This is a genomic window from Parachryseolinea silvisoli (assembly GCF_021190955.1).
Classification (GTDB): domain Bacteria; phylum Bacteroidota; class Bacteroidia; order Cytophagales; family Cyclobacteriaceae; genus Ohtaekwangia; species Ohtaekwangia silvisoli.
In genome coordinates, this window is record NZ_JAIOAO010000001.1 from 273,520 (window position 1) to 286,420 (window position 12,901).

7 protein-coding genes are annotated in these 12,901 nt (G+C 53.9%); 3 read left to right on the forward strand and 4 right to left on the reverse strand.

Annotation, left to right across the window (positions count from 1 at the left end; genetic code table 11):
• Nucleotides 1–40: 40 nt before the first annotated feature.
• Nucleotides 41–6,280, forward strand: a complete 6,240-nt coding sequence (locus tag K7P01_RS01160) for a T9SS type A sorting domain-containing protein (protein ID WP_267288973.1) — start codon at nt 41–43, stop codon at nt 6,278–6,280.
• Here the strand turns inward: K7P01_RS01160 and K7P01_RS01165 are convergent.
• Entirely contained in the window at nt 6,277–6,726 is a 450-nt protein-coding gene (locus tag K7P01_RS01165; protein WP_267288975.1) for a type I restriction enzyme HsdR N-terminal domain-containing protein, read from the reverse strand. The two genes, K7P01_RS01160 and K7P01_RS01165, sit on opposite strands and share 4 nt — an antisense overlap.
• Nucleotides 6,727–6,779: 53 nt before the next feature.
• Between K7P01_RS01165 and K7P01_RS01170 the strand changes: the two genes are divergently transcribed.
• The gene (locus K7P01_RS01170) at nt 6,780–7,550 is read left to right on the forward strand and encodes an AMP nucleosidase (RefSeq protein WP_267288977.1); all 771 of its coding nucleotides are present in this window, start codon (nt 6,780–6,782) and stop codon (nt 7,548–7,550) included.
• A 92-nt stretch (nt 7,551–7,642) separates the two neighbouring features.
• On the forward strand, nt 7,643–8,101 hold the full coding sequence (locus K7P01_RS01175; RefSeq protein ID WP_267288979.1) for a helix-turn-helix domain-containing protein: 459 nt from the start codon (nt 7,643–7,645) through the stop codon (nt 8,099–8,101).
• A gap of 577 nt (nt 8,102–8,678) precedes the next feature.
• On the opposite strand, the gene K7P01_RS01185 is transcribed toward K7P01_RS01175, so the two are convergent.
• The 3 genes from K7P01_RS01185 to K7P01_RS01195 all read right to left on the reverse strand — a co-directional run bounded on the left by K7P01_RS01185 (nt 8,679) and on the right by K7P01_RS01195 (nt 12,886).
• The gene (locus K7P01_RS01185) at nt 8,679–9,998 is read right to left on the reverse strand and encodes an MFS transporter (protein ID WP_267288983.1); all 1,320 of its coding nucleotides are present in this window, start codon (nt 9,996–9,998) and stop codon (nt 8,679–8,681) included.
• A gap of 120 nt (nt 9,999–10,118) precedes the next feature.
• On the reverse strand, nt 10,119–11,432 hold the full coding sequence (locus K7P01_RS01190; RefSeq protein ID WP_267288985.1) for a YeiH family protein: 1,314 nt from the start codon (nt 11,430–11,432) through the stop codon (nt 10,119–10,121).
• Nucleotides 11,433–11,464: 32 nt separating this feature from the next.
• On the reverse strand, nt 11,465–12,886 hold the full coding sequence (locus K7P01_RS01195; RefSeq protein WP_267288987.1) for a phytoene desaturase family protein: 1,422 nt from the start codon (nt 12,884–12,886) through the stop codon (nt 11,465–11,467).
• Nucleotides 12,887–12,901 lie beyond the last annotated feature (15 nt).

Below are 12,901 nucleotides of genomic sequence, written 5' to 3' on the forward strand. Positions count from 1 at the left end.
GACGCTATAGTTTCAGTATAAATCTTTTATTGTTTAACGCATGTATCACGCTACTCTGAGAAGGTATTTTACGGTGCTGCTTGTCCTGGCCGGTCTGCCTGCCCTGGCGCAAGAACCTACCAACTACCCCACGGCATTAACGGCCACAACACTCAGCAGCACATCCATACGGATTGACTGGACAGGGTCCGTTACCGGCACGCTGCCCACAAACTACGTGGTGTATGTCAAAACCTCGTCGGGCACGATCACGGCGCCATCAGACGGTACGCTGTCGGCCAACGACTCGAATTATGGCGACGGGGTCGGCTTTGAGCATGTGGCGCATTCCGTGGGAGCAAATACGTTCACCTTTAACGGTCTGCCCACCGACGAGACCTTTACGTTTGTTATATACCCCTACACAACCACCGGCACGCCCAACCCCGACTATAAAACAGGGGCGACACCGCCATCGACTACCGGCTCAACCAAAGCACCCGTTATGGTTTCTACCACGGCGGCCACCAATATTACCGTTAACAGCGCCGACCTCGGCGGTGAAATAGGTACTTCTCCGAACAACATCACGGAGCGTGGTACGGTATGGAAAACCGGCACGGGCGTAACGATAGGTGACAACAAACTGGCCGAAGGCGGTACTGGCACCGGCACCTTCACGGATAACCGGAGCAGCCTGCCGTCGGGTGTACGGATATACTATGCCGCCTATGCGACGAATGCCGTCGGCACCACGCTGTCATCCGAGGCTTCATTCTATACCTACTCTACGGCGCCGGCTTCGCATCCGACGGTTATTGCCGAAGCACAGAGCCCTACCGAGATCACACTAACCTTCCCTGCTGCCAGCACGATTACCGACGCAGCGGGATATATCATTTTGCGCACCACAGGTTCCGCCCCGACCGCGGCCAGCATCCAGGACGGCATTGCTCCAGGCTCACTAAACCTGAACGGCGCCACGCTGGTGACCACCATTACCAACACCAGCACAACGACCTATTCCAACACGGGCCTTACTGCAAATACGCGTTATTACTATGCCGTAGTACCTTACAATTGGAATGGTACAAACTCACAAACCTATAATTACCGCGGCGGCACCTTCATTACCGACGACGACGTGACGCTTTCCAGCATCTCGACCGTTGCCTTTACAGCCGGTACCACGACCTCCACCATCGCTTACCGAAGTTATCAGTCAGGCAATATGACCAACGACGGAAGTAACAGCCTCGCGCTGGGAACCTTCCAGATCCGTGACGGGGGTGCTTCTAACAACGATGCTGACGACAAGCCGACCATCGTAGAAAGCATTACCTTCAGCATCACCAATGTTGCCAACCTGCGTCGCGTAGCGCTGTACAATGGCGCCACGGAAATCTCCGGCACCGAACAGAACGCGGGCGGTTCCGTTACGTTCACGCCCACCACTCCCATTACGGTAAACGACAACGGCAATGCGAGCATTTCAATCCGGGCCACGTTTCAGAATTCTGTAACCGACAATCAAACCATCCACTTCACTGTTACAGGAGTCACCACCGTCACGAGCACACCTACGTCGCGATTTGCCGCGGCCAACGGCGGCGGGGCTGCTTCTTCGCCGTCAACGGATAACAAGATCAACGTCGTGGCTTCCAAGTTCCTCTATGCCGCGCTCCCGGGCGCAGCACTAAGTACCGGCCAGACATTCAACCTCACAGTACGTGCTGTAGACGGTAACCCTTATAATAACCTGGATGTCGATTACAATAAGCAGATAGACCTGGAAGTGACCGGCGGCACGGGAACGATCCAGCCTGGCGGCACCGATCTTCATCCGACCCTGTCCAACGGTATTTATACCTGGTCGAATATATACTTCAACATTGCCGGCACGTATACGCTCAAAGTAATTGACGACGCCTACAATCCCGACCCGGACCTAAGCGATATTTCGGGGAATGTCACGATCAGCAGCGCCGGTGTTACGGTTACACCTCCTGCTACGCTAAATCTGTGCTTTGGCGGCATCGCCCAGCCGCTTGGCAATATTGTGATCACGGAAACCGATGTGACCGACTTCGCCAACTCCGGTACTGTATCACTGGCTCTGCCGCCGGGCTTTGTCTTCGATCAGACTGTCACAACCAAGCCGACCATCACCCCGGCAGGCAATGCCGATATCTCGAATCCTTCCAATCTGAGCTACCCTGCCACCAACGTGGTGGAGTTTAGCTATACCGTTGGCGGGACGGATAAGCTCTCGACAATTACAATCACGGGATTGAAAGTCCGCTATACCGGCACATCAGCCGCCTCTGGCAATATTACCCGTCTCGGTGGTACCGCCAACATTGCGGGCAACCAGGTGAGCGACGCCAAACCTCATGGTTCTGTCACTGCCGTCTCCGGCACGGCGCCGTCGCCCTTTACGTTTACAGTTGCTGCGCTCACGGGGGAAGTGCCTGTGGCGCCGACCCAAAAACGCTTCAGCAAGAGTTCCAATGCTGTACGGCTGATCGGCCAACCTGCAGGTGGCGTATTCAGCGGCCCGGGTGTGACATTCACCAGCGGTGAATACCGCTTTAACCCTTCCACGCTGTCGGCCGATACCTACACCATCACGTATACATATAAAGACGCTACTGCGCAGCAATGCGAATTTATACATACCGAGGACTTCGAGGTATATGTCACGAATATCAACAACCTCGACGTGGAGTATTGCAATAACGCAGACGCATCTCCTACGCTGAGCGTAAGCGCTTCGTATATCACAAGCCAGTATGGCGCGGGCTATACGTTTCAAAAGTTTGTATATTTTAATCCTTCCGTCGGACAAACCGACATGGCGGTGCCTGCCAGCAATATCTTCGACCCGAAGCAAGCTGTGTACCAACCCATCTATGCTTCTACAGCCTCGATATACGGCACATACGGTATCTGGATCGGATTTGTCGTATCGAACGGTGTATCAACTTTCCCGGAGTGGCAGCTTGTTCCGATCAAACAGGCACCGGCTGTAAATTTCTTTATCCCCAAGACGGAGTTCTGTTCGAACGAAGCGCCTGTCGTCCTGACGGGTGCTCCCGCGAACGGCGACAACCCTTCCGACGACTTTTTCAATGCTACCGGCACCGCCGTCACCTCGGTGACGTCTTCAGGTACACCCCGTGTGTGGTCGTTCAACCCAGCGTCTGTGACAGGCGTTACGGCCTCTACGCCGGTGACGTTCGACATGACCTATACCTATCGCGACCCTAGTACAGGTTGTCAGAATACCTCCGCGGCGCAGCAGATCAAAGTAAGCTTGCGCCCGCCGATCGTGCCCTCGGGCAACATTACTCCCGGCACCTCCATTGAGGTTTGCCAGGGTGGTACTATTGGCTCCTTCACGGCGGCCACCGTGCCGCAGACTTCATACGTTTGGTATTCCAACAATCCCCCGACAACCGTCGTGGGTGCCGGCAACTCGTTTGTGCCTCCGGTAAGCAACCTGATCGCCGGTACCGCGACGTTCTATGTTACGCAGAGTATCAATGGTTGCGAAAGTACACAAGCTCCACGGTCCCTGACAGTCGAGGTGAAGGCCAGTCCGGCTGCCCCCGGTTCGGACTTCAGCCGCGAGTATTGCCAGTTCCAGAATATCCCCAGCAGCGAGTTACAGGTGACCGGTACGGCCGTAAAGTGGTACGACGCCAACAGCGTGTTAACACACTCCGGCAGCAGCCCATCCGCAGCAGATCTTGACATTAACAATACCGTGGCCGGACCATACGGCTTCACGGTTACCCAAACAGTAGCCGGCTGCGAAGGCGCAAAAACAAAGGTAGGCGTTACGATAAAACCGCTGCCGAACCTCGACATCTTGTCGACCACGGGTGATCCGACCAAAATCTGTGTGACCGGCGGCTCGCAAACTTTTCAGGCCACTGACAACGGGGCGGCGGCTCAAAACGGCACGTGGTCTGGCACCGGCATCAACTCGGCACTCATTCCTAATGCTACCGCTGGTACCGTACAGCTCAATGCGTCGCTGCTGTCACCTAATAACTATACATTACACCTGGTCTATCAGAATCCTACAACCTTGTGCTCCAATACCAAAGACCTGGCGCTGACAGTACTGCCCACCATTGCTCCCAGCTATACCATCGGCACCGCCTGCGACGGATTCCCGGTAAGCATTACCAACAATTCGGCCATCGTTCCCGCCAGCGCTACCGCCACCATTGCCTCCACCAGCTGGATCTTCGGCGACGGTGCTTCCCTGGTTGCAGGTAGCGGCGCGATTCCTGCAGGCACCAACACGGGCAAGACCACCGGCACGTATTTCAGCCCGAACCACATCTTCAACGGTATCGGTAACTTCCTGGCGCAATTCACCATGGTCACCTCCGACGGCTGTATCGTCACGCCGCCGCAGATCCCGATCACGATCAACCCGAACCCCGACGGTGCCTTCGCCTGGCGTAACGTCTGCGTCGATCCTTCCGGTGGCTCGGATACAGAGTTCCTGGCGGGTACCAGCAACATCTCCGAAGCGAATATCCAGTCGTATGATTGGAACTTCTCCAAACATAATCAGCTCATTGTCGGCGCCGTCAATGCTCCCGGCACGGGCAAACTATCGAACGTAAATTATACCTCCGTGGGGACCGACACCGTGCGATTGATCATCACCACCACAGCATCGTGTAAGGATACGATCCAGAAACCCGTATACCTGGTACCTTCTTTTGGTGCCGTGACCGAAACCAATGCGTACACGCAGGATTTCAACGCTACCGCTGATGGCTGGATTGCCGGTGGCATACGTTCGTCGTGGGCACACGGCCAGCCGGCCGGCGCTACGGTAAACAAGGATGCTTCCGCCAACGGCCAGGGTAGTGCCTGGGACACCAACCTAACCGGTAATAGCAATGCCGGCGAGCAGTCATGGGTCATGAGCCGATGCTTCGATTTCTCGCAGGCACAGAAGCCGATCATCTCGTTCGACATCTGGTCTGACACTCCTGCCGGCAACGACGGCGCGGTGCTGCAATACAACACCAGCGGCAACATCGAGAACGAAGCGCAGTGGCAGGTTGTAGGCCAGATTGGCCAGGGCGTGAACTGGTATGATGAAAGTGGTATCTCCAGCCGCCCCGGTAACCAGCCTTCCAACGATCTGGGCTGGACCGGTATCTATGGCGACTGGAAGACCGCCACGTTCAAGCTCGACAACCTCATCGGTGAACCCAACGTCGTCTTCCGTATCGCCTTTGCCAGCAACGCCCCGCGTCGTGAAGGATTTGCTTTTGACAACATCTTTATCGGCGAACGTACCCGTACCGTACTGATCGAAAACTTTACCAACTCGTCGGCCGCTGCCAACGGCACGGCACACAATGCGCTATTCAACGCCTTCTCGCAAAACTCTCCGGAGATCGCCAAGATCCAGTTCCACACGGCATTTCCGGGCAGCGACCCGCTGAACGCGCTCAACGCAGAGATCAACAATGCACGCGCTGCTTTCTATGGTATTACCACCTCGCCTACCTTTAGCCTCGACGGTAACGTGGTGAACACCACACCAGCACTGGAAGCCCTATACAATGAACGTATCCTGACACCGTCGCCTATCCGTTTGGATGTAACGATGGTCAAAGAAGGCGAAGTAGTCAAGATCAAGACTTCGATCACCAACGCCACGAGCCAGATACTGCCCACGGCCGGCGTGAACGTTTTCACCACCGTCGTTGAAAAGACCATTACTGACCCTGCCTACCTGGGTGCCAGCGGCAACGCCGAGTTCCACTATGTAGCGAAGGAAATGCTGCCGACAGCAGCCGGTATTCGCCTCACGCAAGACCTCGCTCCTATGCAAACCATCGTCCTCGACGAAGTGGTCTGGCGCAACCGCGACCTGCTGACCAGCGGCGAGGGTGCCGTGGTCGTGTTCGTGCAAAGCATTGAAGGCGGAAACAAAGAAGTATTTCAGGCGAAGGTGATCGATGCTACAGCCGAGCCCGATTTTGTTACAGCCAACGAGCCTGCTTTTGGCGATCAGGTACGTATATATCCCAACCCTGCCCGCGGCGAGGTAAACATCGACCTGCCGGTGAAGGCTGCGCAGGAACTCCCCGTAAGTCTGGTGGATGGATTTGGCCGCACCGTATACCAACAGGTCTTCCAACGCGGCGATAAACGTAAGACCATTTCTACCGCAAGCTTCCCCGACGGCGTGTACATCTTACAGGTCCGTTCGGCAGAAGGTAGCGTGATGCACCGCAAACTGGTGATCACACACTAAAGCGGCGTATAGGCTGGCAGGGATGACAGGCGCTCCGTCTTGTTTTCCTGCCAGTCTACTTGAAAATAATAATGACTTAGGCCATTCGTTACCACCAGGTAGGGAGCCCGTAGCGTGGCATTATACGTCGATGCCTGGTGTACAGTATTCTGATTGATCGGTTGGGTAGGGGCCTTACATTCGATCACCATCCAGGGTGCTCCCTGGCGGTCGAATACGACAATGTCCGAACGCTTGGACAACTGGTTATACGACAACCCGCCCTCCACGCGAATCAATGCACGCGGATATGCCAGGTCGCGCAACAGATGGTGCACAAAATGCTGCCGCACCCACTCTTCAGGGGTCAATACCAGGTACTTCTTTCGCAGCACATCGAAGATCCAATAACGATCATCTGCTTTCTTGACCTGGTGCTCAAAGGGCGGAAGGTTGAGGTCGTACATCCAGGGGCGAAGATAGGCAGTTTTAGCACATAAACTTTTGGTACCTTAGAGGCATGAAGACGAAACAGGACATCGTGGAAAACTGGCTGCCCCGTTACACCGGGCAGGCACTCAACCAGTTTGGTGAATATATACTGCTGACCAACTTCGATAACTACGTGCGCATGTTTGCCGAATGGCATAATGTGCCCATCATCGGCCAGGACCGCGCCATGCGCAGCGCCACCGCCGAAGGTATTACGATCATCAACTTTGGTATGGGCAGTCCCAATGCCGCGACGATTATCGACTGCCTCAGCGCGATCAAACCCAAGGGGGCACTTTTCCTGGGTAAGTGCGGCGGCCTCAAGACCAAGAACCACATAGGTGACCTGATCCTGCCCATCGCAGCGATCCGCGGCGAAGGTACCTCCAACGACTACTTCCCCGCCGAAGTACCGGCGCTCCCCTCCTTCGCACTACAGAAAGCTATTTCAACCACCATCCGCGACCACAAACAAGACTACTGGACCGGCACCGTGTATACTACCAACCGCCGCGTGTGGGAATGGGACGAAGAGTTTAAAGAATACCTGCGCAAGATTCGCGCGCAAGCCATCGATATGGAAACGGCCACCATCTTCTCCACGGCCTTCTACAACAAGATACCCGCCGGCGCCCTTCTCCTTGTATCCGACCAACCCATGGTGCCCGAAGGCGTCAAGACCGAAGTGAGCGACCTGAGCGTCACCCAAAACTACGTCGAGCGTCACCTCCGCATCGGCATTGATTCGCTGCGACAGCTGATCAATAATGGCATGACGGTAAAACATTTGCGGTATTAATTATATTGATAATCAGGATATTATAATAACCAAAAAATGAACCTTTGTTTCGTTTATTTCGTTTATTATCTTAGAAGCAACGAAGGGCAAATATGGAGACGGTAATTCAGCGGACGACACGGAAAGATCAGGAAATTGCAACCAAGTCAATTTCTGCCTTGAACTCTACAGCAGCAGCCTTCTTGAAAAAGAAGCCAAACGTCGTAAAGATCAAGATTCAGGAAAGTAACGAGTTTGTGACTGTTCCGGGTAAAGCGCTTGAATTGCTGTTTGACATTCTTTCTAACATGGCCGAAGGAAAATCCATTACACTCATTCCATCTGAAGCAGAAGTCAGTACGCAGCAAGCGGCTGACATGCTGAATGTATCGAGGCCTCACGTTGTAAAATTATTAGAGCAAGGTCTGATCCCCTATAAAAAAGTAGGCAGCCACCGAAGGATCTTATTAGAAGATCTGGTCGCCTATGAGGCCAATCAAAAGGATCAGCGAACTGCAAGCCTTAAACATCTGGCTCGGCAGGCTCAAGATTTGAGCTTAGGTTACGAATGATCCATTCCCCCCGTTTTACTGTTATCCTCGATGCTTGTGTTCTCTACCCCGCGCCTGTAAGAGACTTGCTGTTACACCTCGCGGCCGTTGAGCTGTATAAACCGAAGTGGACCGATACCATTCAGCACGAGTGGATCCGAAATCTAGTACAAAATCGTCCCGACATTACTGTAGCACAATTACAAAAGACAGTGAACAGCATGAACACGGCGTTTCCCGATGCTAACGTGGAACGATACGAAGCGCTTGTATCCTCCTTTACTTTACCCGACCCCAACGACCGGCACATTCTCGCGGCAGCTGTCCGGTGTCAAGCAGAGCTCATCATTACCTCGAATACAAAGGATTTTCCGAATAACTATCTTCGAGAATTTGATATCGAGGCTCAACACCCGGATATTTTTATCACGAACGTAATTGATCTAACTCCCGTAGAATCAATCAAGGCGTTTAAGCAACAGGTATCTTTCTTAAAAAATCCTCCAAAGACCTACCTACAGGTATTGGCTTCACTAGAGAAATGCGGTCTACCGATGACTTGCAAAAAGTTACTCGCATTGTTATAACGATTTGCCTGCTAGGCCTTACGAATCACCTTCGTCTTCACCATAAACAAAACACCCCCTCCAACAATAAAATACAGCGCCAATGCCAGCGCACTATACCGCATGCTCCCTGTCAGGTGATCGATAAATCCGTAGGAGAATGTACCAAACACGATGGCCAGGTTATACGTTACGTCGTAGAAGCTGAAGTATGAAGCATGATCGATGGTGTTGTCAGGAATTAGCTTAGAGTATGTAGCACGTGACAGCGACTGGATACCGCCCATGACCATGCCGACAACAAAGGCCAATGCATAAAACTGATATTCGGTCGTGATGAAATATGCGCTGATACAGATGCCGATCCAAATTATGATCATGACCGTAAGCGAATAACGATTGCCTTTGGCTTGCGAGAGACGGGCGAATAACCACGCTCCCAGGATGCCCACCAATTGAATGATGACCACTGTTGCAATTAAGCTGGTGGTTCCCAGGTGTAACACATCGGTACCGAACAACGTGGCCAGATACATCACGGTTTGTACACCGCCGTTATAAAAGAAAAATGCTACCAGGTACCGCTTAAGGTCCGGCTGTTCACGCAAGCTGCGCCATACTTTGCGAATCTCCTGATAACCCTTCGTCCAGACGCTACCACTACCTTCCAGCTTGCGCGCTGACGCATTCTCAGGCAGCAGGGCAAATGGGATCATCGAGAAGCCGACCCACCATACGCCTACCAATAAAAACGAAAAGCGCGTAGCCGCGCCTTCACTATCAAAACCAAAAGTGTCAAATCCCAGAATCAGCACCGTGCAGATCACCATCAATAACACGCTGCCGATATAACCCATCGAATAGCCATTCGCGCTGGTGGCATCGTAACGGTCGCGGGTAACGATCTCCGGCAGGAAGGCATCGTAAAACACCAGGCTGCCCGAGTAACCAATGCTGGCCAGGATGGAACAGATAATACCCCAGTTCAACCACGACACGTCGTCAAAAAGGTATAACCCCATACACGACAAGCTGCCCAACCAAACAAAGATCTTCATGAAGACCTTTTTCTTGCCGGTATAATCCGCTACACCGGAGAGCAATGGCAGGATCGCAGCGACTACCAGGAATGAGAACGAGAGTGCGTACGAATATAACACCGAGTTCTGCAGCGTAAAGCCCAGGAAGTTCACCTGATCCGTTCCACTGGAAACGGCCACCTCTTTGTAATAGATCGGAAAGATGGCCGTAATAATAATCAGTGAATACACCGAGTTCGCCCAGTCAAACATGTACCAGGCCCGTACAGTGCGGGGGTTATTCAGCGCGGCGGTGGCGGTTATGCCATTCATGGGCAATCAAAGTTTAAGCGGGAAATGACGACGGACAAACGCAGGATCGCCCCGGGGGCAATCCCGCAAATATACAGTTTTATCATCATTTCCAACGTGTGCAGCCGCTGCGGAAGAGCGTTACGTATTGCTGAAAAGGAGGAATGCTATAATCAATGTCACGATGATATTAAACAGCTGCGCAATCAGAAACGCATACAGTGGTTTGCGGCTCTCGGCGTTGAAGAGGTCCGAGAATTTGGTTTCCAGACCAATACTCGTAAAGGCCAGCACGAACCATAACAGTTGCACACTTTTGAGGCTGGCGCTCAGACTTTTTAATTGATCTTCCGGAAGCCAGCCGGCCCGTACGGTACCTGCTTCGGTTACCGTAGGAGACAACAACGTAAACAGCAGCGACGCTGCCAGGAAGCCAAGCACGAACTTCGGGAAGCGCTCCCAGATCACGGCCAGCGTAGGCTGCTTCACAGCGTCCTGGGTTTTACCCTTGTTGGTATACGTCCAATAAACACTGATGGCGAAGGCCGCCAATCCCAACAGTACGTTTTGCGAGAACTTCACAATGGTACTGATCTTGAGCGCCGTCTCTCCCACCAGCGTGCCCGATGCCACTACCGCCCCCGTTGTATCGATGCTGCCACCGAGCCAGGCACCTGTAACCGCTTCCGGAAAGTCGAAGTAACGGGCGATGTATGGCATAAAGATCATCATGGGAATGGCCGTAATCAGCACCAGCGAAATGATATACGAAAGTTTCTTGGTATCACCCTTGATGGCCCCCGCCGTCGCGATGGCGGCCGATACACCACAGATCGACACCGCGCTTGACAGCATCATGGTCAGCTCATCATCGAGCTTAAACTTTCTACATACCCAAAAGGCAAAATACCACACCGATACCACGACCAGCAAGGCTTGAATGAGGCCGAGGGAGCCGGCTTTGAGGATGTCGGTAAAGATCACGGATGTGCCTAGCAGTACGAGGCCGATCTTCACAAACATTTCTGCCGTCAGTGCAGACCGAAACCATTCCGGCAGGTCAAGGGTGTTGCTCACCAGCAAGCCTATCGAGAGGCTAAAGATCACGGCTTCCAGCCCCAGTCCTTTGATGCCGCTGTTGCCGGCGATCACCAGGGCGAGTATCGTCAGTACCGCGATCACCGGAAACACTTTCACAAATGCGCGCAGCGACTTCCCGGTAAGCCAGGCACCCAACAAGCCCACAGCAAATACAAAAACAAACTGCACAAGTATTGCCCCGAGGTTGGCCCCCGTCAGCACGGTATCGCGCAGACTGGCGCCATCTTTCCAGCCATACGCCGGCGCGGGCACGAGGTAAAAGAAGCTGATGAAAATGATCAGGAAGCCAAGGACCACGACGGCCCAATCTTCGTGTAGCGGGGTTCTTGCTTTGGCGGTTGTTGTGTTGCTCATACCAGGTGGTTATCGAATAAAAAAATGTATGTCTAGAAAATATCACTTAGCGCGCGCCGCGCCGCATGAAAGCCGCACATGCCATGTACACCGCCACCGGGCGGCGTAGAGGACGAGCAGATGTAGATGCCTTTGGCAGAAGTACGGTACGGCGACAAGCGCAATGCAGGTCGCGTAAAGAGCTGCCCGAGATCGATCACTCCACCGTTGATGTCACCACCGATATAGTTAGGGTTGTGCTCATGCATCTGCACGGTGTTCATCGTGTGCCGCGCAATAATGCGATCACGGAAACCGGGGGCAAAACGCTCTACCTGTTTTTCAATGGCCTCGGTCATATCCCGTGTCGAGCCGTGGGGCACGTGGCAATATGCCCAGGCAGTATGATGCCCGGCCGGAGCGCGTGTCGGATCAAATACACTCTGCTGCGCCAGCAGTACGAACGGTTTGTCTGCATGGCGGCCGGTAGACGTCTCATATTCTGACTGGGCAATCTCGTCAAAGGTATTGCCCAGGTGCACTGTGCCTGCAATGCGGCACGCCGGCGCCGTAAAAGGCACCGGACCATTCAGGGCCCAATCGATCTTAAAGACGCCCATACCATACCGGTAGCGTTGTAACTGCCAGGTATATAATGACGAGAATGTATGGCCTGCGATCTGCAACAGCTGGCGTGGTGTAACATCCAGCAGTACAGCCTTCGACGCCGGCAGGTCGCGCAGGCTGCGCACAAAGAAACCCGTCTGAATGGCCCCTCCGAGCGATTTAAAGTACGAAACCAGCGCGTTGGCAATGGATTGTGATCCACCGACGGGCACGGGCCATCCCTTCAAATGCGCGTTGGCCATCAGCACCAACCCGATGGCCGCAGAAGAGAGGTTACTGAGCGGCTGTATACCGTGGGCTGCCATGCCGGCCCAAAGGCCTTTGCCTTGCGGCGTGGCGAAGCGACGGGAAATCGCCTTCGCCGAACGCAACGCGTGAATGCCAAACCGCGCCATCGCCATCGGGTGACGCGGTATAGAAAGCGGTCCCAGTACGTCTTCGGCCATGTACGGCCACGTGTCTACTACTGGTTTGATCAGATGACGATACGCTTGCTCATCGCGGCGTAATGCACGGGCCGTTACATCGAGTGACATATCGAGAAAGGCTTCGCTGCCGTCTTCCAACGGATGGGCAGCAGCAATGTCGGGCAGGATATAGCGCAGGCCGTGCTTCTCCAGCGGCAGCTTGCTAAAGAACGGCGACGCGATGGCGAGCGGGTGTATGGCCGAGCATACGTCGTGCGTAAAGCCCGGCAGGGTCAGTGCTTCCGAGCGCATGCCTCCGCCCAAAGTGTCTTTTCCTTCTATCAGCAACACAGAGCATCCCGCTTGCTGCAAGGTGATCGCAGCGGCCAGACCATTAGGTCCCGACCCAACCACGATCGCATCATATTCTGTTTTACCCACGTCGTTGCATATTTG

What these genes read in the sequence shown, in the direction of transcription:
- K7P01_RS01170 (WP_267288977.1), top strand. Translation starts at nt 6,780, where the DNA reads ATGAAGACGAAACAGGACATCGTGGAAAACTGGCTGCCCCGTTACACC.
- K7P01_RS01185 (WP_267288983.1), bottom strand. Translation starts at nt 9,998, where the DNA reads ATGAATGGCATAACCGCCACCGCCGCGCTGAATAACCCCCGCACTGTA.
- K7P01_RS01165 (WP_267288975.1), bottom strand. Translation starts at nt 6,726, where the DNA reads ATGTACGACCTCAACCTTCCGCCCTTTGAGCACCAGGTCAAGAAAGCA.
- K7P01_RS01190 (WP_267288985.1), bottom strand. Translation starts at nt 11,432, where the DNA reads ATGAGCAACACAACAACCGCCAAAGCAAGAACCCCGCTACACGAAGAT.
- K7P01_RS01160 (WP_267288973.1), top strand. Translation starts at nt 41, where the DNA reads ATGTATCACGCTACTCTGAGAAGGTATTTTACGGTGCTGCTTGTCCTG.
- K7P01_RS01175 (WP_267288979.1), top strand. Translation starts at nt 7,643, where the DNA reads ATGGAGACGGTAATTCAGCGGACGACACGGAAAGATCAGGAAATTGCA.